Annotated in this window: 24 protein-coding genes, 1 tRNA gene and 2 pseudogenes; 13 read left to right on the forward strand and 14 right to left on the reverse strand. The window is 56.7% G+C overall.

Translation table 11 applies throughout. From position 1 onward, the window contains the following. From PSQ19_RS05595 to PSQ19_RS05605, 3 genes are all read left to right on the forward strand, one after another. Nucleotides 1–1,041, forward strand: coding sequence for a Gfo/Idh/MocA family protein (locus tag PSQ19_RS05595; RefSeq protein WP_282219954.1), 1,041 nt, complete (start codon nucleotides 1–3; stop codon nucleotides 1,039–1,041). A gap of 286 nt (nucleotides 1,042–1,327) precedes the next feature. Then, complete coding sequence (locus tag PSQ19_RS05600) at nucleotides 1,328–2,374, forward strand: hypothetical protein (RefSeq protein ID WP_282219955.1); 1,047 nt, start codon at nucleotides 1,328–1,330, stop codon at nucleotides 2,372–2,374. Between the two features lie 49 nt (nucleotides 2,375–2,423). Next, nucleotides 2,424–3,056 carry a hypothetical protein gene (locus PSQ19_RS05605; protein WP_282219956.1) on the forward strand — a complete coding sequence of 211 codons (633 nt, stop codon included), beginning with the start codon at nucleotides 2,424–2,426 and terminating at the stop codon, nucleotides 3,054–3,056. 173 nt (nucleotides 3,057–3,229) lie between these two features. On the opposite strand, the gene PSQ19_RS05610 is transcribed toward PSQ19_RS05605, so the two are convergent. Next, nucleotides 3,230–3,553: a hypothetical protein gene (locus PSQ19_RS05610; protein WP_282219957.1), complete on the reverse strand. Its 324-nt coding sequence runs from the start codon at nucleotides 3,551–3,553 to the stop codon at nucleotides 3,230–3,232. Nucleotides 3,554–3,855: 302 nt separating this feature from the next. Here PSQ19_RS05610 and PSQ19_RS05615 point away from each other — a divergent pair. After that, a protein-coding gene (locus PSQ19_RS05615) for an IS5 family transposase (RefSeq protein ID WP_282217765.1) occupies nucleotides 3,856–4,616 on the forward strand; the annotation gives its coding sequence in 2 pieces (ribosomal slippage) (nucleotides 3,856–4,189 and nucleotides 4,189–4,616; 762 coding nt in all). Here PSQ19_RS05615 and PSQ19_RS05620 read toward each other — a convergent pair. From PSQ19_RS05620 to PSQ19_RS05640, 5 genes are all read right to left on the reverse strand, one after another. Continuing rightward, nucleotides 4,606–5,031 (reverse strand): hypothetical protein, encoded by a 426-nt coding sequence (locus tag PSQ19_RS05620; protein ID WP_282219958.1) that lies wholly within the window; start codon nucleotides 5,029–5,031, stop codon nucleotides 4,606–4,608. The two genes, PSQ19_RS05615 and PSQ19_RS05620, sit on opposite strands and share 11 nt — an antisense overlap. Nucleotides 5,032–5,103: 72 nt before the next feature. After that, entirely contained in the window at nucleotides 5,104–6,288 is a 1,185-nt protein-coding gene (locus tag PSQ19_RS05625; protein ID WP_282220622.1) for a tyrosine-type recombinase/integrase, read from the reverse strand. Between the two features lie 168 nt (nucleotides 6,289–6,456). After that, nucleotides 6,457–6,549, reverse strand: a tRNA-Ser gene (locus PSQ19_RS05630). A gap of 125 nt (nucleotides 6,550–6,674) precedes the next feature. Next, nucleotides 6,675–7,382: a glutathione S-transferase N-terminal domain-containing protein gene (locus tag PSQ19_RS05635; protein WP_282219959.1), complete on the reverse strand. Its 708-nt coding sequence runs from the start codon at nucleotides 7,380–7,382 to the stop codon at nucleotides 6,675–6,677. A 114-nt stretch (nucleotides 7,383–7,496) separates the two neighbouring features. Then, on the reverse strand, nucleotides 7,497–7,937 hold the full coding sequence (locus tag PSQ19_RS05640; protein ID WP_282219960.1) for a glyoxalase superfamily protein: 441 nt from the start codon (nucleotides 7,935–7,937) through the stop codon (nucleotides 7,497–7,499). A gap of 214 nt (nucleotides 7,938–8,151) precedes the next feature. Between PSQ19_RS05640 and PSQ19_RS05645 the strand changes: the two genes are divergently transcribed. After that, nucleotides 8,152–8,916, forward strand: a complete 765-nt coding sequence (locus tag PSQ19_RS05645; RefSeq protein ID WP_282219961.1) for a sulfite exporter TauE/SafE family protein — start codon at nucleotides 8,152–8,154, stop codon at nucleotides 8,914–8,916. A gap of 15 nt (nucleotides 8,917–8,931) precedes the next feature. Here PSQ19_RS05645 and PSQ19_RS05650 read toward each other — a convergent pair whose 3' ends face one another. From PSQ19_RS05650 to ndk, 6 genes and pseudogenes are all read right to left on the reverse strand, one after another. After that, a complete protein-coding gene (locus tag PSQ19_RS05650; RefSeq protein WP_282219962.1) occupies nucleotides 8,932–9,576 on the reverse strand; it encodes a hypothetical protein in 645 nt (214 codons plus the stop codon). Nucleotides 9,577–9,624: 48 nt separating this feature from the next. Further along, complete coding sequence (locus tag PSQ19_RS05655) at nucleotides 9,625–9,987, reverse strand: hypothetical protein (RefSeq protein WP_282219963.1); 363 nt, start codon at nucleotides 9,985–9,987, stop codon at nucleotides 9,625–9,627. A 463-nt stretch (nucleotides 9,988–10,450) separates the two neighbouring features. Beyond that, nucleotides 10,451–12,548: pseudogene (locus PSQ19_RS05660) on the reverse strand (molybdopterin-dependent oxidoreductase). A gap of 78 nt (nucleotides 12,549–12,626) precedes the next feature. After that, a complete protein-coding gene (locus PSQ19_RS05665; protein ID WP_282219964.1) occupies nucleotides 12,627–13,247 on the reverse strand; it encodes a hypothetical protein in 621 nt (206 codons plus the stop codon). Between the two features lie 185 nt (nucleotides 13,248–13,432). Continuing rightward, nucleotides 13,433–15,334 carry a DEAD/DEAH box helicase gene (locus PSQ19_RS05670; RefSeq protein WP_282219965.1) on the reverse strand — a complete coding sequence of 634 codons (1,902 nt, stop codon included), beginning with the start codon at nucleotides 15,332–15,334 and terminating at the stop codon, nucleotides 13,433–13,435. Nucleotides 15,335–15,539: 205 nt separating this feature from the next. Next, nucleotides 15,540–15,962, reverse strand: a complete 423-nt coding sequence (ndk, locus tag PSQ19_RS05675; RefSeq protein ID WP_282219966.1) for a nucleoside-diphosphate kinase — start codon at nucleotides 15,960–15,962, stop codon at nucleotides 15,540–15,542. A gap of 266 nt (nucleotides 15,963–16,228) precedes the next feature. Between ndk and PSQ19_RS05680 the strand changes: the two are divergent. From PSQ19_RS05680 to PSQ19_RS05695, 4 genes and pseudogenes are all read left to right on the forward strand, one after another. Beyond that, nucleotides 16,229–18,101 (forward strand): annotated as a pseudogene (locus PSQ19_RS05680) (ABC-F family ATP-binding cassette domain-containing protein). After that, entirely contained in the window at nucleotides 18,098–18,529 is a 432-nt protein-coding gene (locus tag PSQ19_RS05685) for a cupin domain-containing protein (protein WP_282219967.1), read from the forward strand. The pseudogene PSQ19_RS05680 and the gene PSQ19_RS05685 overlap by 4 nt, the downstream one beginning before the upstream one ends. Before the next feature lie 78 nt (nucleotides 18,530–18,607). Continuing rightward, nucleotides 18,608–19,180, forward strand: coding sequence for a DUF4344 domain-containing metallopeptidase (locus PSQ19_RS05690; protein ID WP_282219968.1), 573 nt, complete (start codon nucleotides 18,608–18,610; stop codon nucleotides 19,178–19,180). Between the two features lie 95 nt (nucleotides 19,181–19,275). Beyond that, nucleotides 19,276–19,464, forward strand: coding sequence for a hypothetical protein (locus tag PSQ19_RS05695; RefSeq protein WP_282219969.1), 189 nt, complete (start codon nucleotides 19,276–19,278; stop codon nucleotides 19,462–19,464). 21 nt (nucleotides 19,465–19,485) lie between these two features. On the opposite strand, the gene PSQ19_RS05700 is transcribed toward PSQ19_RS05695, so the two are convergent. Together PSQ19_RS05700 and PSQ19_RS05705 are read right to left on the reverse strand one after the other, a co-directional pair. Beyond that, nucleotides 19,486–19,932, reverse strand: coding sequence for a DNA polymerase III subunit chi (locus PSQ19_RS05700; RefSeq protein ID WP_282219970.1), 447 nt, complete (start codon nucleotides 19,930–19,932; stop codon nucleotides 19,486–19,488). A gap of 26 nt (nucleotides 19,933–19,958) precedes the next feature. Then, entirely contained in the window at nucleotides 19,959–21,449 is a 1,491-nt protein-coding gene (locus tag PSQ19_RS05705; protein ID WP_282219971.1) for a leucyl aminopeptidase, read from the reverse strand. 235 nt (nucleotides 21,450–21,684) lie between these two features. On the opposite strand from PSQ19_RS05705, the gene PSQ19_RS05710 reads away from it, so the two are divergent. From PSQ19_RS05710 to PSQ19_RS05725, 4 genes are read left to right on the forward strand one after another with little or no spacing between them, the layout of a single operon-like run. Further along, nucleotides 21,685–22,749, forward strand: coding sequence for an LptF/LptG family permease (locus PSQ19_RS05710; protein WP_282219972.1), 1,065 nt, complete (start codon nucleotides 21,685–21,687; stop codon nucleotides 22,747–22,749). Further along, nucleotides 22,746–23,105 carry a hypothetical protein gene (locus PSQ19_RS05715; protein ID WP_282219973.1) on the forward strand — a complete coding sequence of 120 codons (360 nt, stop codon included), beginning with the start codon at nucleotides 22,746–22,748 and terminating at the stop codon, nucleotides 23,103–23,105. Before PSQ19_RS05710 ends, PSQ19_RS05715 begins: the two co-directional genes overlap by 4 nt. Next, entirely contained in the window at nucleotides 23,062–23,490 is a 429-nt protein-coding gene (locus PSQ19_RS05720; protein ID WP_282220623.1) for a hypothetical protein, read from the forward strand. Before PSQ19_RS05715 ends, PSQ19_RS05720 begins: the two co-directional genes overlap by 44 nt. 49 nt (nucleotides 23,491–23,539) lie before the next feature. Continuing rightward, nucleotides 23,540–23,818, forward strand: coding sequence for an LptF/LptG family permease (locus PSQ19_RS05725; RefSeq protein ID WP_282219974.1), 279 nt, complete (start codon nucleotides 23,540–23,542; stop codon nucleotides 23,816–23,818). Nucleotides 23,819–23,870: the final 52 nt, after the last annotated feature.

The following is a 23,870-nucleotide window of genomic DNA, read 5'->3' on the forward strand; positions in this document are numbered from 1 at the left end:
ATGGCGCGGCTTCGGGTAGGCGTGATTGGCTGCGGCTATTACGCCCGCTACCATCTTGAGGCATGGAAAACTTTAACCAGGGAGGGGATCGATCTTGTCGCCGTGTGCGATCTCGATGCGGATAAGGCGGCAGCTGCGGCGCGCGAATTCGGGGCGCCGCAATCGTTCACCGATGCCAGTATACTTGATGAAGTCCGGCTCGACCTCGTCGATATCGCAACGCGCATGGATACCCATCGCGCACTCGCGGCGGCGTGTGCAGAGCGCGGAATAGGGGTGATCGTACAAAAACCCCTAGCCCCGACTTGGGACGAAGCGGTGGCAATCGTTGCAAGGGCGGAGCAGGCAGGAAGCTTTCTCGCTGTCCACGAAAATTTCCGATTTCAACCGGCCATGCAGCGGGTTGCGGAAATTGTTCGCAGTGGCGCCATTGGTGAACCGAGTTGGTCGCGGATCGCGGTTCGCACGGGGGTCGACGTCTACAAGAACCAACCATATTTTCTCAACGAGGAGCGGTTGGTGATCCTTGATTTGGGTATTCATCTGCTGGACTTGGCTCGGCTGTTCATGGGCGAAGTCGAAAATGTGTTCTGTCAGACTCAAAGGCGCAATCCCGCGGTTCGAGCGGAAGACACTGCGACTATGATGCTGCGTCATGTTGGCGGCGCCGTGTCGGTGGTCGAGTGCACCTATGAGAGCCGCAGGCTGCCCGACGCGCTCGGCGAAACCATTCTCGAGATAGAGGGGACGGATGGAGTATTGACGCTTGACCGGCAGTTGACCCTCGCGGTGTCCAGCAAGGGGCAACACCGTACCGAGCGGTTGGTACCGGAAGGTTTCGATTTCAGTGACCCGGGTGCAAGTATTGCCGCCGGAAGTGCGCTTGCGACCTGCAGGGCCCATGCCGATGCGTTCCGCGCTGGCCAGGCAGCGGAAACCTCGGGGGCCGACAATCTCAAAACCTATGCGCTGGTCGAGGCTGCTTATCGATCGGTGATCAGCGGCAGCCCAGAAATTCCACCGTCTCGAGCCCCCAACTGACTAAGTCGGTCTGCAACAGTACTGTCTTTGATTTGCGCCTGATTTAGGGACCATATTCTGAAATTCGATGGCGTAATGCTGCCAAGACCCAGCGACAAGCGAGTTTGAATTTGCGCTCCAGCGAACCTGCCAAACGGTGATGATGCGATGCCAACAGATAGCCGGGCAATGATTATTTTCGGCACCGACGAGCCAGTAGAGCCTAATCGACAATTCGTCACCGGTCGGCTTTCGATGCAGGCTCGACCGCGGTAATGTCCGTTTTGTTCGATGGGATGGTGTTGAAGTGTTACGGGCGATCTCCTTCGTCGTCCGTGATACGTCCTGGGGCACGTACGCGCCGGTGCTTGACGACTGGCATGTCGATGCGTCCGATCTCGGTTTTCGCATCAGCTATAGCGGTCAATGCACCGGCCCGAACGGCAGTTTTGATTTCGAGGCCAGAATTGAAGGAAGCGCCGATGGCCGGCTCAGCTTTTCGGCAAAGGGCTCATCGTCGGCGGGGTTTAGTACCAACCGAACCGGCTTTGTAGTTCTACATGGTCTAGAGGGAGTGCGCGGCACAATGGTGGACGTGCGTCATTCCGATGGGCGGCGCAGTCGGGCAAAATTCCCGGATTTGGTCGACCCGGACACGCCAATAACCAACATCCGCGCGCTGACGCATTCTCCGCGCCCCGGACTTTCAGTCACGGTCACGATGCGTGGCGAAGCCTTCGAGATGGAAGACCAGCGCAATTGGACGGATGCCTCCTATAAGACCTATGTCCGCCCCCTAGCGCTCGGCTACCCCTATGTCATCGACCCCGAGGTGCCGGTGATCCAGTCGATCGAACTTCAAATCGCCGATACGGCAGACGGTGCTAGCCCCGCCTCACCGATCACGCCCTCGGTCAGTATCAGGGAGTCTACTGGCTCGATGCCGGCCGTAGGTCTGGCCTGGACCGGCGGAGATACCGCGTTCCCGAAAGGGCTTTGCCCGTCCCATATTGTGGCGCGCTTCGACGCGCGGATGCCGCTGGCAGATCTGGCATTAGACGACCTTGGGAAGCTTCTTGGTGAAACCGGTGCCACGCTTGACGCTGATATAGTTATCGACGGCATTTCTCCAATCGCCGAGCTTGCCCGGATTTCGGCGATGATAAAAGCTGCCGGGCTCGGGCCGGCGCGAATTCTGGTGGTGCCGGCGCGCGATTTGCGCAGCCGGGCGAGCCGACATCTGCCCGAAGGCGAAGCAGACTATCCCGAGATCACCGCTGCGGCCCGGGCGGCATTTCCGGGGGTGGCGATTGGTGGGGGCACAGTAGTCGGGTTTCCCGAGACTCAACCGTAATCGGCCACCATCGTCAATTGCCTTCATTGCGCATTCGACACAGGCGGTGGTGCACGCGGCCGATGACATATCGGTGATGGAAACACTCGAAAGCCTGCCCGACATCATCCGGACCGCTCGCAGCTTCGCGCCGGGCGTCGCCATTCGCCTTGGTCCCGCGACAATCGGCGCGCCGCCCGCATTTTACGCGGCCCGACCTGCTGACAACCCGGCGCGAGTTCGGATGCCCACAGCTGCTTCTGACCCGCGCCAACGCGGCCTTTTTGCGGCTGCGTTTAGCTTGGGCTACGCCGCAACAGTTGCCGCGCTTGATCTGGACGCGATGACGCTGGGGTGCTGCGATGGTCCCGCCGCAATCAACGAGGGTACAACAAGTTTTCCGTTGGCATTTGTCGTGGCCGGGCTTTCAAAGCTTGCCGGGCGGCCACGCCACCGGCTCGAGGTTGCAGGCGCAGGCTTTGCAGCGCTTGCCGCCCATGGTGATGAAGGCCTCGAGTTGTGGCTCGCCAACTTGACCGGCGACCCGATAACTATCGGGACGTCCGGTGCAAGTTTCCATCAGGTTCAATTGCTTGATGCAACGGCGTTAAGCCGAAGCGATCCAATGCATATTCCTGTCCAACCTTATGAGGGCGGTCTAGTCACCTTGGACACCTACGGCGTTTGTCGTCTTATCGGATAGAGGAAGATGCCGCCGATTTTTCCACTTAAGAGACGTTGATTGTATCGAGGTTAAGTCGGGGCGCGGATCGAAAACGCAGTCTTAGTGACGCGGCATTCAAACTCACGTCGCCCATGACGAGCCATCGAGCCAGAAGCCGCCTCGCTGCTAACACTTTGTCGCTGACAACGATCTCAGCCTTTCCGCATGCGGCGCCACCGCTCCTCGTGCAACTGCTCCGCCCGCTCAAACTCTGGTGACCCTGGCTGCAGTCGATGCTCGTGATAGGCAAGCAGCAGATCTTTCTCCGCTTCGGTTTCAATGTTGCCGATAGAAAGGTTGGCGAAAATCTCATCGCGGCGCTGGTCAGTCATCTTGGCGTAGTTGGCCTTGGTGATCTGCTCGTTTTCATGGCCGAAATTATACGACCAGGCCCTCCGTTGATCAGCGGTATGGCAGAACTCATCGCGCACCGACTTCAAGTAATGCCTGGCAGACTGTGGATTGAAATAGGGCATGCCTGCGCTCTGGCACCCCCGTTTGAACGCCCTTCCAATGCGCGGCCAAAATCAGTTGAGGGATGATTTCCATCCCGCGCAACACCAACGGTAGGGCGCTGCCCTTTTTCTTTGCCGTAACGACGCGCAAGACGGAGCACATGGTAATTCGGTGCTCGATTCGGAGCACTCCAGAACTCTTTTTCTTGGTCCTTGAGTTCTATAAGTCTTTGACCGTAAAGGTGATCTAGGCTCAGGACCTATTAAATTGCTTGCAGAGCGGGCGATGAGTTGATTCATTGGCAGCGCGAGGAGGCGTTGCCATGAGTGACCTGATCTGGCTGTCGGAGGCGCAGATGCACCGGATCGAGCCATATTTTCCGTTGTCGCACGGAGTGCCGCGGGTTGATGACCGACGGATCATCAGCGGCATCATCTTTGTGATCCGCAACGGTCTGCGGTGGCGTGATGCGCCTGCGGCTTACGGTCCGCCGAAGACGATCTACAACCGGTTCATTCGCTGGAGCCGGATGGGCGTTTTCAACAAGATATTCGCGGCATTGGCGGCGAAGGGCGGCAAGCCGGAGCAACTGATGATCGACGCTACCCATCTCAAAGCGCACCGCACGGCGGCCAGCCTGCTTAAAAAGGGGCTGTTCCCAGACGTATCGGACGCACCAAGGGTGGCCTGAATTCCAAGCTGCACGCTGTCTGCGATGGCAAGGGCCGACCACTGGTCATGCTGCTCAGCGAGGGGCAGATGAGCGACTACAAGGGCGCAGCGCTGATGATCGACGCCTTACCCAAGGCCAAGACGCTGCTGGCAGACAGAGGCTACGATGCCGACTGGTTCCGAGCCGCCTTGGCCGAGCGCGGCATTGCCGCCTGCATCCCGTCAAAGATCAACCGCAAGGTCCCGATCGCTCACGACGCAGGGCTCTACCGCCAGCGCCACAAGGTCGAGAACATGTTCGGCAAACTCAAGGACTGGCGACGAATCCACACCCGCTACGACCGATGCGCACATACCTTCATGTCCGCCATCTGCATCGCTGCAACCGTCATCTTCTGGCTCAATCAATGAGTCCTGAGCCTAAATCGATTATAATCCGCATTGAGTTCATAAAAAAGCCGGTATCCGACATGTTTTTAAGTGCAAGGTCGCGCGGTTGATTAAGCGCCATGTTGCGAAACTTTTGGACCGCACCTATTTCAATTGCGTCACGTATACGTTCACGCAACACTTTGAATTCGGCGGTTTCTTGATCTTTATTCGGTAAAAGCTGGTCAACAGCACCCGCCAAATGATTGAAGATTGCCTCAACCATCGCAAGTTCTTGCGAGAATTCTTTTTTACTGTCGTGAATGTTAGGGCGAGAAATATCAAACGGTGGTGTAAAGCGCGCTAAGGCATTTACTAACGCCTCATCACGACCTAATAGCTTGTCAACAATGTCTTTCAATTGTTTTAGTTGCTTCTGGTCCAGCATAAAGGTCACACTACAGCAACCTTTTGACATTTCAATTATCGAACTTGAGACGGCGTGTTTTCATGGTGAGGCACCGAACGGTTAGCCCCCGCCATGCTTTCGGCATTTACTTTTTTCGACACCCGCCACAAAACCTGTCCATTGGACCATCAATGCGCGTCGCTTTTCCAGCAGGTCTGACCGCGCATACGCCCGTTCCACATCAGACCCGACCTTGTGGGCTAGACTCATCTCTACAATTTCACGCGGCGCGTTCGCGACTTCGGACGCCCAATCCCTGAATGTAGACCTGAATCCGTGCACTGTAACGCCTTCAACCTCCATACGGCGCAATAGCATTAGCATGGCCATATTCGACAACGGCTTATGCCGCTTTTGCCCCTCAAACACATAATCCGACTGCATCTCGCGCAATGGTTCAATGATCGCCAACATTTCATCGGTCAACGGCACCCGGTGCGACTCGCCCATTTTCATCCGTTCGGCTGGGCAGGTCCATAGTTTTGCCGCCAAATCCAACTCGCCCCATTGCATCCCTAAAACCTCACCCGTGCGTGATCCAGTTAGGCAAGTGAACATGAGAGCTTTTGCCGCCATGGCATCGCGGGTCTTTAAGTCAGCATAAAAGGCGGGCACGTCCTGCCATTTCATCGCGCGGTGGTGCTTGGCCTTGGTTTTGACCCTTGGCAACACTTGCGTATCAAAAATCGCGGTCACCGCATTTTCGCCCGACCGAAAGCCTTTGGATTTAGCCACGTCCAAAATGATTTTGATCCGTTGCGCTAACCGTCGCGCCGTTTCGTGCTTATCGGTCCAGATTGGGGAAAGGCACATCAGCACTTCGGGCTGGCCAATGCTATCGACAGGCATCCGCCCGATCTTGGGAAAAGCATAGTCGCGCAACGTGTTGATCCATTGCGCACCGTGCTTGGCATTCTTCCAAGTGGGCATTCGTTCAATATGAACTTGCCCAGCAACTTCTTCAAAGCTGGGTATCTCGCGGCTGGCATTAAAACGGGGGTTCAACCCCTGTTTGGCCATCCGCCTATATTCTAGCGCCCGTTCGCGCGCCTGGTTCAGGGTTACCACATGGACCCCACCCAAACCGAAGTCTGTCCGAAGTGGCGCGCCCTTCAGATTCCTCTGGCCTTTGACTACCACCCGCACGATCCACCGCCGCGCACCCGATGGATCAACAACCAGATAAAGACCACCGCCATCGCCATGCCGACCAGCGCCAAGATTTTCCACTAGCTTCTTGGTCAGCTTTCCAACGAGAGCCTATGATTCATACCACATTTCATACCACGCAAGAAAAGAATACGGGCACAATCGAAAGAAATCCAGCACAATCAATAATCGCGCAAAAACCCAGCAAAACAAACAAAAAGGGCCGCCCAAGGCGACCCATTCAAATCATCAAAAAAGGTAAAATGGCGGAGAAGAAGGGATTCGAACCCTCGAGACGGTTCAACACCATCTGCGCCCTTAGCAGGGGCGTGCCTTCGACCACTCGGCCACCTCTCCGCCGGTCGGTCTAACGACGAGTACCGCGGATGGCAAGCGGTAATCTCGCTCCTACCCAAAAAATTCTCAATGATTTGAAGGATCGCCGCGAACCGCGTCACATTGGCGGCGACGCGGCATTTGCCTTAGCGGGCGCGTTGGCCAAACAGTACAGCCTTGGCATCGTCATCCTTGGTCAGGTCGACCCGCTCGCCGCTGTCCAGTGTCAGCGCCAGACCGGCCTTGGTACCCGGGCGCTCACTGACACGCTCTATCCACGCTGCAACATTGGGAAATTCCTTGATGTCCATCCCTTGGCGCTCCCAACCGCGTGCCCATCCGATCGACGCCAGATCGGCAATGGAGAAATCGTCCACCATGTAGTCCCTGCCCTCAAGTTGCTTATTCAAAACACCATATAGCCTGTGCGTCTCGTCGCGATATCGATTGATGGCGTATTCGATTTTTTCAGGCGCATAAAGTGCAAAATGGTGGTTCTGACCCAGCATCGGGCCGAACCCGCCAACCTGCCAGAATAACCACTCGTCCACGGCAACCTGAGATCGTGGGTCAGTCGGATAAAATCTGCCAAACTTGGTCGCGAGATACTTCAAAATGGCGCCAGATTCAAAAACCGAAATGGGCGCGTCGCCGGGACCTTCCGGGTCAACTATCGCTGGAATTTTGTTGTTCGGTGACACCGACAGGAACGCTGGCGTAAATTGATCGCCCTTCCCGATATGGATGATCCGCAGATCATAGGGCACGCCCAATTCTTCAAGCATCGCCGAAATTTTGTAGCCGTTGGGCGTTGGGAAAAAGAAGAGTTCGATCGGCTTGTGCTGCGTGGTCATGCCAGTATCCATGTGCTGCCTGCGGATGCAGGGAAATATCCAACCAGCACCTTATATCGTTATTTTACGATGAATGGCAAGCAACGAGCGTTATCTACGCTCGCTGCCGCTCGGTCATATCCGGCGCAGCCGCATTTGCGGCAGGCCATTGCTGGTGCGGGCTGGGGAAACACCGTGCACATCGATCGTCGCCGTAACTCTATGACGAAACGCGGAAAACAGCTTCGACGTCGCAACGTCGACCGGCTCGTCAAATTTTACGGTCACCTGATAGTGTTGCATGTCGCTTAGCAAATGCACGCCAATTACCAGCCCCTTGAACGGCTGACCGAGATAATGACCTGCTGTGCGATTTCCGACCTGAACTGGTACGGCTACCCGTTCGGGCAACATCGCGACCGCAGTGTTCCAATCACGGTAGCCGTGGGTTTTAGCGACTTCTTCCAGCGCTGTTGCGTGAGTAAGTGCGTCCCCTGCCTTGACGCGCTCGTCGCGCAGTGATCTGGCTTCGGCTTTAAGAGTTTGAATGCTGGGCGTATCGAGAGAATATGACATGAATAAAGTCCTTTATAGCAAGAGGCCAATGTCTCATGGGGCTCGCGTTGCCATGAATGCCTCACTAACAAGACTGTTCATGCGATTGGCACGCGCTGCGTGACTGACTTCACCTTCGGGAAATCCCGGCGAGCGGCAGGCGTCAATAGCCTCCCCGCTAAATGATATCGAATAGAGATAATGTCAAGGCCGACGGTGCGAACAGGATCCAACGATGACTGAATTGCTTTTGCTGCTGGCCGGCCTGCTGGGGGGCGCCGTAAATTCCCTTGCTGGCGGTGGCTCTTTTATTGTGTTCCCGGCCCTATTGCTGGCGGGTGTGCCGCCGGTTATTGCCAACGCCTCCAATACCTACGCCGCGTTGCCCGGCTATGCCAGCGGCGCTGTAGGCTATTGGAAGTCAATATTGCAATATCGCCATCGCCTTGTGTTGTACTCGGTAATCGCGGCCATTTTTGGCTACGTCGGGGCCCAATTGCTGCTTGTAGTCTCGGATCGGCAATTTTCGCTCGTAGTCCCCTGGTTAATGCTCTTTGCCGTGGTGCTGTTTGCCTTTGGCAAGCAGATCAACGTCATGGTTGCGGCGAGAGCCGGCACCAGCCGCAAAATGGCGCTCGCCGGTGCGGCACTGTTGTTGGCCTTTTTGGCGCTAGTCTGCATTTATGGCGGATTTTTCAACGCCGGACTCGGCATTTTGCTACTGGCGTTCCTGGCCACCGCGGGCATGACCAACATACACGCGATGAACGGCCTAAAACTATGGATTTCCGCTGTTGTAGCCAGTGTCGCCGTCATCCGCTTCGCCATGAGCGGTTCAATCGACTGGTATCATGGCTCCATAGCCCTGGTGGGTGTGACCATCGGCGGCTATCTGGCGGCGCGCTATTCGCATCATGTGCCAACCAAAACAATCCGCCTCGCCGTCATCATCTATGGCCTGGTGACCACCGGGTATTTTTTCTGGCGAATCTTGGCGTGAACGCGCGGCACGTGATCAGCGATGCCGGTTCAAATCGCCACTGGTGTTTGATCCGGCCCCTTTCCGACCGCCGTGGAAAGCGGCTGCAGCGTATCGACCAGGCGCGCCGTAGCCTTGCGTAGACGCAATAGACGCGCGCGGTCCTGCTTTTTGCAGCGCAACATTTCTCGATATTGCGCCAATGCCCCCTGCTCCGAACCGATCGTATCGTCGAGTTGCGACAATTGGCTGTCGATCACCACAAGGCTCCTGCCGATGTGAGGTCAACTGCCAGCCCAACTCATCCATGATCGCTTCTGCTTCAGGGCTGATATGATCTTTAGCCTCGTGCTCTTTGACACCTGCTGGCGCCTCGGAACGTGACTTGGTTCGTGACTTGAGTGGTTTTTTCGCACCCACCGACGACGGTACTGTGCCGGGTTTTTTTGTTCGTGCCGATTTCCTGGGCATCGCCGCGGACGGCGGTGCTGTCATTTCTTCGAGCCCATCGACCGCAAACAGCGTCTCTTCCATCATGGCCAGCAACATGCTGTCGACGCGCTGCGCTTCCAGTCGTTCCGCTAGTTCGTCGATAGGATCTTTGGATGAGGCGGCTGGCGCTTCGGGAAAAATCGGGTCGATAGACCCCATCAGGGTTCGTAGTTCATCGTGCAATTGCATCTGGCTTGCTCCGCGTGCTGAGTACCGACGGGACGGGCCGACAGTCGTCTATCGGCCATCCTTGGCTTGCAGTCCCTGAATAAAGCGGGCCATTGCCGTCCGTACGGCGACGAGCCGGGTGCGGGCCTGCGACTTTTCTGCCAGCGCCAGCTTGAATTCCTGGATCCGTTTCTGGTCGACATCGATTGCTTCTTCGAGCTTGGCAATATTGCCGTCGATGTTGTGCAGGTCGGCACGGTGGCGACGCAACTGATGGTCAAGTTCGTCATGAACCTTCGGGTCGAAATAGCGGTTTGAATTGATGGACACCGGATCGCTGCTTGCCGCAACTGCCAGCCCACTATTGCGCGCGGTCGCGGTGGCCGCCTGTCCATTCTCGGCGGGACCCTGGGTTTCGCTTTCTGCACTCATCGTTCTATCTCCTGTCAAATGGCTAGGTTTGAATTGAGAAGAACTTTCGTACATCCAACAAAGCGCTCTGCTTCAAGATGACGATTTGGTCTCGGACAATCCACGCCTACTTTTCTGGTAGTACGTAATTGCCACTATCTGCCTGCATTGAAAACAAAGTCCTTATGGTATTGTTAATATTAACCAATGATTAAGGGGTACTTAGGCTCCAAAGATGTACCTTGAAAATTCGATATCTGAACTGTCTGATCGCGTCATTCAGTGGCAATTTGTACTTAAGTAAAACTACTAAACGCACTGATCTTCTTACCTGATGGTGCATGTCACAATAATGCGTAGTCGCCGCACAGAAATTTACTTAAAATTTGACGTATATTTGGTTGAACGACATCTTCGCCATGATAATAGAACGACGAAAATCCATTATCCGGACATGGTGTCGAGCCAACAAACGCGCGCGCGACTACTGATCAGACAATCGCATCCAAACTGCTGCATCATGAAAGGTGGCACCACCAAACGGCAAGGCTGGCGCGGCGTTGGTGAGCGTGTTGATACCCCGACCCTGCCGATGCGCTTTATTACGGTGCAGCCCTTCTGCCACCAGCATCCCCGACTTGGTCTTGGTTGACAGGCGAGCGGTTAGTTCAACCGTACCTCGACGATTGCCCATGGTCACCGCGTCGCCGTCATCGATCCCAAGCCGCGCCGCATCATCGGGATGGATAAACACCGATGGTGCGCCCTCACGCTTCAGGCTGCCAGGCGTCTGGTTGAAACTAGAGTTGAGAAAGCCCCGGGCCGGACTCGTCGCCAGTCGAAACGGATGCGTGGCGTCAGTTCGCTCGTTGATGTCCAGATAATCGGCATATTTTGGCATTTCGGAGGGGTCACAAACCCAGTGATAGCCCTTTTTGTCCGCTGTTCCCTGCCAGTTTGGCGTGAAACGAAACTTGCCATCGGGCCAAGCAAAACCGTACGCGAACCGCGCCTCCGCATCCGGGCGCTCGCGGTCTACGAAACCAGTTTTCGCAATGTCGTCAAGATCGCCATATCCCGAACGCGCAAAAGTATCAGCCACAACCGCGCGATCATCCATACTGAAACTCGGATCGTCCAGACCAAGCCTCAGCGACAAGGCATTGATCACTTCATGGTTGGAACGGGTCTCGCCCGGACGGGCAACGACCTGTGGTCCGAACAGCACTCGCGTGTGCCCCCCACGTGTATAATAATCATTGTGCTCCAGAAACATTGTTGCCGGCAGAACGATATCAGCCATTTCTGCGGTCTCGGTCATGAACTGCTCATGGACCACCAGGAACAGATCCTCGCGGGCCAAGCCCGCGCGTACCCTCGACTGGTCAGGTGCAACACATGCCGGATTGGTATTTTGCACAATCATCGCCTTGACCGGCCCGCCGCCTTTGAGCGCATGATTGTCACCAGTCAAGATCGGCCCGATTTCGGACATGTCGAGCCAGCGCGGCTGGCCCTTGGCGCGATCTGCACCGGTCAAACGGGCTTTATCGAGCCTTGAAGGTGCCTGAGTTTGACTGGAACGCCCCACCGCCCCGGTGCTGCCATGCCCCGGTCATTGCAGGAATGCATAGGGCCGCGTGCATATTGCTTGAGCCATTCCTTTGCCGGGTGAAACCAAGTCCAAGCCGGAAAAAACTCGCTGGTGTCCGACCCACAAGATGCGCGAAGTCGACAATTTCGGCGACGCTCAGGCCAGTTATTTCAGCGGCCCACTCGGGGGTTCTTGTCGCCAGATGCGCTTCAAATCCCGAATCAAAATCGGTATATCGACTCATATAGGCCCGGTCAGCCAATCCGTCGCGCAGCAACACATGCATCACCGCAACAGCAAGCGCGCCGTCCGATCCGGGGCGCAGAACCAGCCCCATATCGGCCTGTGCCATGGTCGCCGTGTGGTAAATATCGATCACTACGATTTTGGCGCCGCGTTCCTTGCGGGCGCGCATCGCGTGCGTCATCACATTAACCTGGGTATGCACCGCATTGGTGCCCCAGATGACCACACAGTCCGCCTCGGCCATCTGTTCTGGATTGACGCCCCCCAAAAGGCCGGTTCCCGCGATATAACCGGGCCAAGCCGTCCCGATACAAATCGTATCGTACTGGCGCGAATAGCCTTTCGCATGGCGCAATCGATCAATGCCGTCGCGCTGCACATGCCCCATGGTACCTGCATAAAAATAGGGCCAGATGCTCTCCGGGCCGAATTCGTCTTCGATTTGCGTAAAGCGTCGGGCGATCTCGTCGAGTGCCTCATCCCAACCTATTGTCTGCCATTGCCCGGCCCCCTTGGAGCCGACACGACGCAGTGGATGAAGCAGCCGCTCAGGGTGATGAATACGCTCGGTGTAGCGGGCCACCTTTTCGCATATCACCCCCGCAGTATAAGGATCGTCCTTGGCGCCGCGCACCCGTCCAATGGTTTCGTCGTCAATCAGGTCAACGTCCAGCGCGCATGCCGATGGGCAATCATGCGGGCAAACCGAGCGAACGGTACGGGCGGCAACGGGCTTGTTCATGGAAAGGCTCATGCTGGTAATTTGACAAAGCTACCGCCATATCCTCGGCAATGCCAGCCTCATGCTGTCAGGAAGAACCTATCGACTCGCAAACGCCTTGGACGCCGTTTCCGTATTGCGTCGTGCACGATTGGTCGCGTGTTTGGCAAGGTGCGCCGCACCCGAGTGGAATTGGGAAAAACTTACACTACTGGTACTGGTAGTGATTGTTACGCCGCGCCAATTGGGATGAACGCTGAGCACATCGGCCCACTTAACAATCGTCATGCGACCAAATGCATTGCAATATTCCAGTTGAGCGTGGTTCCAGCGGATCTTGACGAACAAACCCATCAATCCCAGCACGATTGCGCCGCCAGCCAGCGCCACTGAAATAATGAAAGCGGCGATCATTTCGGCCGGATTTACCGCCTTGAATCCACCAATGATAATCGCAGCCATCAAAGCTGCCGCCAGCGCCGCCGCGCCATAAACGGCAAAATATTCGACCATCGATGGCCGTAATTCGGACCAGCCATCGACCACCACCGGTTCCTCGCTCTGCACCAGTCGCAGCGCCAGAAAAGCCGCATAGCCAAAGGCAATAACCCCCGCCGTCCGTGCCAACGGCATTTCCTCAGCAATCGGAAAATGTTTCAGGGCAATTAGAACAACGATCATCAACAGTGGCAAAGCCACTTCCTGCCAGCGCAAAGGCAATATGCTCTCCAATAGTTTACGCCGGCGACGCGGATCGGCAAATCACTAAGGCCGGGAACAGCCCGACCACCCAAGGCTACCAAACATCCATCAAGACGCCATTAACAATATTGCGAGCGCCCAAATTTCGACCCGTTTCCGCCATTTTTGCAACACACCATTCCGGTGTCGGCATTACCCCAAGGCTAATATTGCGGTTTGCGCTTGGTCTTGTGATCCTTCTTCTTGGCTACTTTTGCCTTTTTTGGTCCGGGCGCACTGGCGGTTGCCGGTTTGGTCTTGTCCTTCCACTTGGGCTTGCCCTTGTCTTTGGGATTGATCTTTTCAGCCCGTGGATTAACGACATCTACATCGCTTGGGCCCGCACCATACCGTGCCGCCCGATCTGCCCGCTCGGGGCGCGACGCCGTCGGATCATAGCGTTCAACCGGCCCCTCCGGACGACGCGGCGATTTGGGGAAAGTGCGTTTGCCGGACGGCGGACTGTCGCCATCAATCGCGGATATCGTGACACCGCGTTCACCGGACCCATTGCGCGCAATCGCGGCGGCAAACGCCTCCGCCTTGGGCGTTGAGACCTCGAAATGGGACTCCGTGTCAAAAATCCGAATCGACCCGATTGCAGCTTTGGTAACCCCACCTGCCTTGCAGATCAGCGGCAATAGCCAGCGCGGCTCGGCCCGGTGCTTGCGCCCGACCGAGACCTTGAACCATACCCCGGTCTCAAAGCGAGCCTTTTCCCTTGGATCGCTGGGCCCCGGCTTGTCTGGTGCCATGTTTTCCGACAGTTCTTCAGGTGCTGGTCGCGCCGCAATCTGCTGACGCAGATACGCCGCCGCAATGGCTTGGGGGCTGTGAAGCGCCATCAGTTCGGCCACAATGGCCGTCTCATCTTCGCTCGGCGTTTTACTGAGTGAAGCATCGTTGAGAATGCTTTCACGATAGCGCGCTTCAATATCATTACTGGTCGGAGCGGCCATATAGGCAACGCCAAGCTTGGCCATTTTGAGCACACGCTGCACCGCATTGCGGCGATGCATCGGCACGATCAGCACGCAGGTGCCCTTGCGACCCGCCCGTCCCGTTCGGCCCGACCGGTGCAGCAACGTGTCAGGATTGGTCGGCATATCGGCGTGAATAACCAGGTCGAGATTGGGCAGGTCAATGCCACGCGCCGCAACGTCCGTTGCCACGCAAATACGTGCCCGTCCGTCGCGCATCGACTGCAGCGCATTGGTGCGCTCCGACTGGCTCAACTCCCCCGACAGCGTCACCACATCAAAGCCGCGATTATGCAGTCGCGCCGACAAATGCTTCACGCCTTCACGGGTTGAGGCAAACACAATGGTGTTGGCACTATCGAAATACAGTAGCGTATTGATGATGGCGTTTTCCCGCTCCGCAGCGGGGATCAACACAAGCTTGTAGTCAATGTCGGCATGCTGGCTGGCCGCACTTGTTGCTGCAATACGCAGCGCATCCTTCTGGAATGTCTTGGCCAGATTGGCGATCTGGCGCGGCACAGTCGCAGAAAACAGTAGCGTGCGCCGATCAGCCGGCGCCGCATCCAGAATGAACTCAAGGTCCTCGCGAAACCCAAGGTCCAGCATTTCATCGGCCTCGTCGAGCACAACGGCGCGCAACGCCGAAGTATCAAGCACACCCTTGGTAATATGATCACGCAGACGCCCCGGCGTGCCCACGACGATCTGCGCACCACGTTCCAGCGCCCTGCGCTCGGTGCGCATGTCCATACCGCCGACACACGAGGCGGTCTTGGCGCCGGTCTCGGCATAAAGCCAATCGAGTTCGCGTTGAACCTGCAGCGCCAGTTCACGAGTCGGTGCAATGATCAGGGCCAACGGCGCGCCCTGCTCGGTGAACCGATCAGCGCCTTCCAGTAAGGTCGGGGCAATGGCCATACCAAAGGCGACGGTCTTGCCCGATCCAGTCTGCGCAGATACCAGCAAATCCTGACCCTGCGCGTCCCCAGCCAGAATGGCGCTCTGAACTTCAGTCAGATTTTTATAACCCTTGGCCGCCATGGCGCGAGCAAGTGGGACGACGATGGTTTCAGGCAGGGACACGGTGTTTCTTTCGATAGGACGGCAGGGTGATATAGCACATACAAGCAAAAAGGCCGCCCGGCGGGCGGCCTACCAGAGGCAGGGTCTCAGGATGCCGTAAACATCCATGGTGTCACCGCGACTAAGGCCGGGGTTCATCCTGAAATCTCGAATTCGGTATCGGCCTCGGCCGCCAGAACCTCGAGATTGAAATTAAGGGGTAGCCTTAACCTACGATTTCATCGTCGTTGAAGAAGAATTTGATTTCTTCGGCAGCGGTTTCCGGCGCATCTGAGCCATGAACCGAGTTTTCGCCGATAGACAGCGCAAATTCCTTGCGGATCGTGCCGGTGTCCGCATTCGCAGGATTGGTGGCGCCCATGATTTCGCGGTTCTTGAGAATGGCGTTCTCGCCTTCCAACACCTGAACGACAACCGGCTCAGCGATCATCTGCTCGACCAACTCACCAAAAAACGGACGCTCTTTATGGACAGCGTAAAAGCCTTCTGCCTGCGCCCGCGTCATATGGATGCGCTTGGAGGCGATGACGCGCAGGCCTGCATCTTCAAACTTGGCAATGATCTTGCCTGTGAGATTGCGGCGGGTCGCATCTGGCTTGATAATGGAAAAAGTACGTTCTAGAGCCATGGTGTGGTCCTTGATGAATTAGATCGGTCTATCCGAATGGTGGCGCCTTGTAGCGGCAGTCTTTGACATAGACAAGACTGCCGCGTGTCGCGGCAGACAGAAAATCGTGGCCACGATTTTCTCAACCCTGTCCCGCCGCCGCAACTGTTGCCAATCGGGCTACAAAACTCTATCCAGCACCCATGTATTAAGGCTGCTCGAGCCCGGCTGGCCACGCCTGCGCCCCACAGCCAATATCCCTGCCCTCTTTTTCGAACTGTATTGCCATGCTTACGATCAACAACCTCACCTATCGCATTCAGGGACGTGAATTGTTCGATGGCGCCTCGGTGATGCTCCCAACCGGATCAAAAACCGGTTTCGTCGGCAAGAACGGCACGGGCAAGACCACCCTGTTTCATTTGATTCAGGAACACCTTGCTCCCGATGCCGGTAGCATCGAACTTAACAAAAAAGCGCGGATCGGCGCGGTAGGCTCAGGAAGCACCAGCCAGCGATGTCAGCGTACTGGATGTCGTGTTGGCCGCCGACCTTGAACGAACCCGATTGATGAAAGAGGCCGAGACCGCGACTGACCCGGATCGCATCTCCGAAATTTACGTTCGGCTTGCCGACATCGACGCCCACACCGCCGAGGCTCGAGCGTCCGCAATTCTCAAAGGACTGGGCTTCGAACAAGAACGCCAGGGCTCGCCCACTCATGAGCTTTCTGGTGGCTGGCGCATGCGCGTGTCCCTTGCTGGCGTGCTGTTTGCCCAGCCCGACCTGCTGCTGCTCGACGAACCGACAAACTATCTCGATCTTGAAGGTACGCTATGGCTGGAAAAATACCTGGCCAACTATCCCTATACCGTTTTCATGATCAGCCATGATCGCGACCTGCTCAACAAGTCGGTGTCCTCGATCATCCATCTCGAACACAAGCAGATGACCTTCTACAAAGGCAATTACGACACCTTTGAAGCCACCCGACGCATGCAGATGGAGCTTTCGAACAAGAGCCGCGAAAAGACCATGGATCAGATCGCGCACATGCAAAAATTCGTCGATCGTTTCAAGGCGAAGGCTTCAAAGGCCAAACAGGCTCAAGCGCGCATCAAGATGATCGAGAAGCTCAAGCCACCTGCCGCCATGTTTGACGAATATTCGGCCCCCTTCACGTTCCAGCAGCCCAAGGCCGAGGTCGCAACCCCGATGATCACGTTGGACGGCGTGGCGGCCGGCTATGGTGATAAGAAAATCCTGCGCAATATCAATATGCGCATCGATCCCGAGGACAGAATTGCCCTGATCGGCGTCAACGGCAACGGTAAATCGACCTTCGCTAAGCTTCTGGCAGGTGACATCCAGCCGATGGGCGGCGTTTTCAACAAGGGCAAAAAACTTGAGATCGCCCACTTCGCCCAGCACCAGATGGACAAACTAAAGCCCGATTGGACGCCATTCGAGCACGTCATCGAACTGATGCCGACCGATAGCGAATCCAAACGCCGTTCCCGCCTGTCGCAGATGGGCCTGACTAAGTCGCGTATGGATACGCTGGCGAAAAACCTCTCGGGCGGCGAGCGGGCGCGCTTGTTAATGGGGCTGATCACCTTCAACGGGCCTGGCATGTTGATCCTCGACGAGCCCACCAACCACCTTGATATCGATAGCCGTGACGCGCTGGTGCACGCGCTCAATGATTTTGATGGCGCCGTGCTGATCATCTCGCATGATCGACACCTGATCGAAGCCACCTGCGATACCCTGTGGATTGCCGCCGATGGCACCATCAAGGAACTGGACGAGGATCTGGACAGCTACCAGCGCTCGATAACCGGCGGTAAGGATCGTGGCGGCAATGCTTCAATGAGCAAGGAAGAACGCAAAGCCGCCAAAGCCGAAGCTGCTGCCAAACGAGCTCAGGTCGCCCCCATCAAGCAATCCATTAAGGAAACAGAAACCAAGATTTCCCGTTTGAAGGTGGAAATCCAAAAAATTGACAAACAATTGGACGACCCAAAGTTCTACAACGGCCCTGCTGATAGTCTAATCGCGGCGGGCAAAGACAAAGCCCGATATCTCGCCGAGCTCGAATCACTTGAAGAGAGCTGGCTGACATTGAGTTCAGAACTGGAAAGTCTCGAGCGCGCATGAGTCAACTGACTGCCAAGGACGTCATATTCACCCTGGGGTTAAAACGTCACCCAGCGGGAGGCTGGTATGCCCGGACCTTCGGCGATGGCAATGATCAGGATGGTCCGAACCCGACCAAGGCAATCTATTTGTTGCTGGAGGATAAGGATGGCGGCAACTGGCACCATGTCGATGCCACCGAGGTCTGGAACTATTATACCGGCGCGCCGCTTGAACTCACGGTGTCGGACGGCACGACGCACGCACCGGTCACACTCGGACCTGACGCCGATAGCGGCCAGCACTCCAAAACGGTGCTACCGCGCCGAAGCTGGCAATCGGCTCGCACTGTGGGGGCGTGGACATTGGTGGGCTGTCGGGTGCCGCCCGGGTTCCAGTTCTCCAGTTTTGACACGACCCAACCGGCCTGGTCGTCTGGCACCGATTAACCGCGTACGCCTCGGTTTATTGACACTTCACCCCAATTGCCATCTGCTGGCGGCGGGCATTTTTGGCGGAAACGGTTGATGCGTATCTGGGGCACTCGATTAATACTGGTTGCTTTCCTGACCTTGGGCGCGCTGAGCAGTCTCGCAACCGCCAGCGCCCTGCCGTTGACGCCACAGCGCTTGGCGCTACGCTTTGCCGCCAACAACAGCCTGTTCGTGCTTTATCACGAAGTCGCCCACCTGCTGTTTGATCAATTGAACGTCCCTATCCTTGGCCGTGAGGAGGATGCGGCGGACAATCTCGCCACCTGGACGATGCTTAACCAGCACAATGGGAAATCTGACCAGGCGCTGGACGACGCAGCCTATGGCTGGATACTGACCGGCTTGGCCTACAATAGCGGCGCCGCCGAGAGCGATTTCTACGCCGCCCACAGCCTCGATCGCCAGCGCGCCTATCAGATCGTCTGCCTTATGGTTGGCAACAACGAAAAACGATTTCACAAGATCGCCGACGGTTACGGCATGGACATCATACGCCAGGCTCACCTGTGCCGACGATTACCGAAAGATCAGCCGCAGCATGAAGGGGGTATTTGCCAGTCGCAACGTGAAAAACCCTCCAACTACCAAGGTCAGTGTGACCTATGAACCAGTGTCAGGCAGCCTGCGGCAGGCAGCCGACGCGTTTCGGGATAGCGGTGTTTTCGACCGGGTGGCCGACGAGGCTACGTCGCAATTATCACTTGCGCCACAAGGTCTTGTTCACCGCCAAGCGATGCGACGGCGACGCCAATTCCTACTATGACGCCGACACGGTCGAAATCATCTATTGCTACGAACTAATGGACGACTTTATTTCCCTTTATGTCAACGACGTACCCGACGGCATAACGGCGCCGGGCCAGATCAGGCGCAACGGTCGGATCGAGTAGGATGACGTGCCCGCGCAGGTGCTATGCCCGTTTGACCCAGCGCCCCGAGCTTTCCTGCTGCCAATAGGTAACATCATTATCTAGCTGTAGCGCCTTCCAGGCCAGCCGCGCTTCACTGACCGCGTCAGGATCAAGGCCGGAGAACATATAGACGATCCGCTCATATCCGATGGCCGACTGTGGCACCGCGCGGTCGGCAAAAAACCGCACAGTTGCACCATTGGGGTTGTCGGCACCCGTTGTTATCAGCACCGGCTGCAACATGTCGGTTTCACCACTCGCCAATCCATGCGGCAGAAAACTGTCGTCCCGATAGGTCCATAAATGTGCGTCCAGCGCCTCTGCCCGTTCAACGCTCCCCACCTCAACGACCGCCCGCCAGCCCCGTTCAAGTGTCTTTTCCAGAAGCACCGGGAGAACGGCCTCAAGCGGGCGCGGTTCAAGATGATAAAATAAAACCTCAGCCATGGCTCACTTTGCGATGGGTCGAATAATCAGGCCTCGTAATAGTCCCGAACCAGGCGATCAAGCAAGGCGACACCAAAACCCGACCCCCAGGATTCGCTGATCTTCGTACCGCCACCGCCAAATGCCATCCCTGCAATATCCAGATGCGCCCAAGGCACATCATTGACAAAGCGCTGCAGAAAGTGGGCCGCCGTTATCGAACTGGCAAGCCGTCCCGAAGAGTTCTTGATATCGGCCACGCGGCTTTCAATCATCTTGTTGTAGCTGGGAGCGAGCGGCAGGCGCCAGACCTTTTCATTACTCGCCAGGCCTGCCGCCAGCAGATTGTTCGCCAGCGTCTCGTCATTGGAAAACAATCCGGCATGATCGTGCCCAAGCGCCACTAGAATGGCCCCGGTCAAGGTCGCCAAGTCTATCATGAATTTTGGCTTAAATCGATCCTGCGTATACCAGAGCGCGTCGGCCAGAACCAACCGCCCCTCCGCGTCGGTATTGATGACTTCGATCGTCGTCCCCGACATCGCCTTGATGATATCACCCGGTCGCACGGACTTGCCGTCTGGCATATTTTCGACTAGACCAATCACACCCACGACATTGGTCTTGGCCTTGCGCGTCGACAGGGCATGCATCAGACCGACGACCGCGGCCGCGCCCCCCATATCGCCTTTCATGTCCTCCATTGATCCCGCCGGCTTGATGGAGATACCGCCAGTATCAAAAACCACGCCCTTTCCCACAAATGCCAGCGGCGCCACGCCGGTTTCTCCGCCATGCCATTGCATGACAACCAGGCGCGCCGGACGCTCCGAACCTTGTGCGACGCAAAGCAGCGATTCCATACCCAAGGCCCGCATCTGCTCTGGCGTCAGGATTTCAACCTCGACCCCGAGCGCCGATAATCCCGAGGCTCGCTCGGCGAACTCCAGCGTCCCCAGTACATTGGCCGGCTCATTCACAAGATCCCGCGCCAGCATCGTGCCTGAAACCGTCCCGTCCCGATCGGCAATCGCCGCGTCCACCTTGGTCACATCGGCAACGTGCAACGTAATCTGCAAATCACCTAAAGCATCGTCGTCGTCGGCCCTGGACTTGTATTTATCAAATCTATACTGACGCAGTCGCACCCCTGCCACGAGTTCCGCGATCGCTTCGGGCGTTGCGTCAGCATCATCAATTATCACCGCTACATGACGCGCACGCGTGTGGGCAATCTTGTTCATCAGCGATCCGCCGCGATCGGTCCAGGCGGTGAGCGATGATGCCTCGGCGGGCCCTGCGCCCAGCACCAACAACCTTTTGCAATCAGTTCCGGCGGGCCGGACAATGTCTAGAACCTGCCCCTGTTTACCGGCAAACGCGCCCGTCTTGGCGGCATGCTCCCAATCGTGACCAGTCGCCGCCCAGATCTCCTGACCGATGCCCGTAGGCGCCTGCCCTTCGGATGCGTAAATCACAAGAAGATCAGCTGAGGCACCCGACAATTGTGCGGTGCGGACGAAAAGTTTCTGGGGCATGAAGATAGGGCCTTGCTGGCGAGTGAACATATTTTTGGCCGCAGGACGCGACCCGCGATCGTTTATTGGCTTTGACGTTCGCGTCAATCCCGCAACACTGAATTTCAAAGCCAGTGCGAATTTGAACTATTCTGTCACGCACGCTTGAGTCTGACCAACTTTTGCAACAATGTTTATCAATATCCAGGCCATCGCCGATCCGGCTTGCGCCATGACCCTGAATGCGCCAAATCCCATGAATAGACTGACTGCCTACCTGGCGCGCCAATTTGCAATCGACGCGGTGATCCTGTTCGGCGTGGTTTCGTTTCTGCTTTGGCTGGTTGGTTGCCTGCGCTCTTTCGATCTAATTTCCGTTAAGGGACAGGGCGTCGCCACCTTGGGCTGGCAAGCCTTGCTCAGTCTCCCGCCATTGGCGCTGGCGTTTCTTTTCATCTGCGTTGGCATTGGCATGGCCCGAGCGCTTCAGGCCCTGCAGTCAAACCATGAGCTACACATCGTTCACACCGTAAACGGGATGGGTGCCATGTTTCGCGCCGTGGCGCTGGTGGCGATAATTGGTGCCATCGCGGCCTTGATACTGTCCAATTTCATTGCGCCCTATGCCGCACGCCAATCAAACAAACTCACCAATGCTATCGCGGCCGACCTTGTCAGTTCCACCCTCAAGCCGGGACGGTTCACCCAGGTAACGCCAGGCGTCTTGCTACTAATCGGTGGACGCTCCGGCACGGGACAAATCAAGGAATTCTTTGCCGACGACCGGCGCGATCCCGACACACGCCGCACCTATATTGCCGAGTCCGCCACCATTTCACGAACCAGCCAGGGCTATGTGCTGGACCTACGTAATGGCTCAGTGCAGTACGACGAGGCGGGTCGCTTCTCCGAAATCACTTTTGATCGCTACGATCTGGCAATTGAACAGCTGACCGCGCTCGTAACGACCGACAATAGTCTGCATGATCAGGACAGTGCCTCCATGATCATGCAAGCCATTAACAGCGCCAGTTGGTCACCACGGGTTACCAACACGCTGGTAGAGCGGTTTGCGGAAGGGCTGAGGGTACTAGGCATTTGCGCTCTTGTTGTGGGCATCAGCGGCTTTCCTAGTGGGCGGCGAACCGGATTTATTATTCCAATGGAAGCGGCAGTTCTGGCCATGGGGTTCATTGAGCGCGGCATCAGCACGTATAGCCCGACTGGCCCCACCAGCGGCGCGCTTATCATGATGGTCCTTGGTGTAGCGCTGATCTTTGTGCGCACCCGCCCGCGAACGATGCCGGGAATGGTGGCATGAACACAATTGATTGGTTGGTACTGCGACGCCTCGGCGGCCGCATCGGCATAACCTTACTCGTTATCTACGGCATCATCGCGTTGGTCGAATCTCTCGACACTTGGCGATTTCAATATGTGACCGAAAAATTCGGCACACTAGTAGCGATACTGATGGTGATGGCCAGCGCGGTCCGATGGACCATAAAGACGTTGCCTGTGACCGTCCTGATGGGCGCCATTTTAGGCATAATGGATCTGAAGTCGCATCGCGAGCCTGACAGTCATCAACGCCAGCGGCATCTCCATCTGGCGCATAGTCCGCGCTCCACTCATTGGCCTTTTCATTACCAGCATGGTGGTTTCGGTCGGGCTTGAGACGGTCAGCACACAAATCAACCGGGTGTTGAACCCCACGCCGCCTGGCGCAGCCGCGTCACTTACGCCCGCTGGCGAAATCTGGCTTGAGCAACGCAGCGGCGACACCCGCTATGTTCTGATGGCGCTCGGCATGCAGCCTGGCGGTGCCGTTCTCAATGGTGTGACGGTTTTCAACATCGGCGCAGAATCGCAAAAACGCATTACCGCCGACCAGGCCGACCTGATGGACGGGAAGTGGGTGCTCGTAAATGCGGTCGGCGACAGCCCTGACCGCCCCCCGGAGCGTCTATCCAACTATACTTTACCCACGACATCTACCCCCGCCGAAATCAGTTTGAAACTGTCCTCGACTGAAGACATGACCATTTTCGAGCCTGATTGACCTGCTAAATCGCGGCGTTGCCGATCCCAGCATTCATGCCGCCGCCCAGATGCGCGTGATCAAGCTGCTGGCGCTTCCGCTTGTGCTTTGCGGCTCGCTGCTAATTGCATTTGCATTTACCGCAGGTTATCGAAGGTCAGATAGATATGGTGCAGCGATCCTTTATGGGATCGTCTTGGGTTTTGTGGTTTTTATGATTACCGAGATGGCGGACCGGGCAGGGTCCAGCGGCGTACTCGATCCGGGGTTTGCAGCAGTTGGACCGGCTTTCGTGGCTATTGTGATCGGAGTTACTGTGCTCCTTTACAAGGAAGACGGGCGAACGTGACGGGCGCAAACCGACATAGAGCGACAGCATACGCGTTCCGCGCCGCTTTGGC

Source organism: Devosia algicola (assembly GCF_028816455.1).
In the GTDB taxonomy this organism is placed as follows: Bacteria; Pseudomonadota; Alphaproteobacteria; order Rhizobiales; family Devosiaceae; genus Devosia; species Devosia algicola.

Excerpts from the sequence above, each read along its gene's own strand:
- PSQ19_RS05595 (WP_282219954.1), top strand. The coding sequence starts at position 1 with ATGGCGCGGCTTCGGGTAGGCGTGATTGGCTGCGGCTATTACGCCCGC.
- PSQ19_RS05610 (WP_282219957.1), bottom strand. The coding sequence starts at position 3,553 with ATGCCCTATTTCAATCCACAGTCTGCCAGGCATTACTTGAAGTCGGTG.
- PSQ19_RS05635 (WP_282219959.1), bottom strand. The coding sequence starts at position 7,382 with ATGACCACGCAGCACAAGCCGATCGAACTCTTCTTTTTCCCAACGCCC.
- PSQ19_RS05640 (WP_282219960.1), bottom strand. The coding sequence starts at position 7,937 with ATGTCATATTCTCTCGATACGCCCAGCATTCAAACTCTTAAAGCCGAA.
- PSQ19_RS05645 (WP_282219961.1), top strand. The coding sequence starts at position 8,152 with ATGACTGAATTGCTTTTGCTGCTGGCCGGCCTGCTGGGGGGCGCCGTA.
- PSQ19_RS05650 (WP_282219962.1), bottom strand. The coding sequence starts at position 9,576 with ATGCAATTGCACGATGAACTACGAACCCTGATGGGGTCTATCGACCCG.
- PSQ19_RS05655 (WP_282219963.1), bottom strand. The coding sequence starts at position 9,987 with ATGAGTGCAGAAAGCGAAACCCAGGGTCCCGCCGAGAATGGACAGGCG.
- ndk (WP_282219966.1), bottom strand. The coding sequence starts at position 15,962 with ATGGCTCTAGAACGTACTTTTTCCATTATCAAGCCAGATGCGACCCGC.
- PSQ19_RS05685 (WP_282219967.1), top strand. The coding sequence starts at position 18,098 with ATGAGTCAACTGACTGCCAAGGACGTCATATTCACCCTGGGGTTAAAA.
- PSQ19_RS05690 (WP_282219968.1), top strand. The coding sequence starts at position 18,608 with ATGCGTATCTGGGGCACTCGATTAATACTGGTTGCTTTCCTGACCTTG.
- PSQ19_RS05700 (WP_282219970.1), bottom strand. The coding sequence starts at position 19,932 with ATGGCTGAGGTTTTATTTTATCATCTTGAACCGCGCCCGCTTGAGGCC.
- PSQ19_RS05705 (WP_282219971.1), bottom strand. The coding sequence starts at position 21,449 with ATGCCCCAGAAACTTTTCGTCCGCACCGCACAATTGTCGGGTGCCTCA.
- PSQ19_RS05710 (WP_282219972.1), top strand. The coding sequence starts at position 21,685 with ATGAATAGACTGACTGCCTACCTGGCGCGCCAATTTGCAATCGACGCG.
- PSQ19_RS05715 (WP_282219973.1), top strand. The coding sequence starts at position 22,746 with ATGAACACAATTGATTGGTTGGTACTGCGACGCCTCGGCGGCCGCATC.
- PSQ19_RS05725 (WP_282219974.1), top strand. The coding sequence starts at position 23,540 with ATGCGCGTGATCAAGCTGCTGGCGCTTCCGCTTGTGCTTTGCGGCTCG.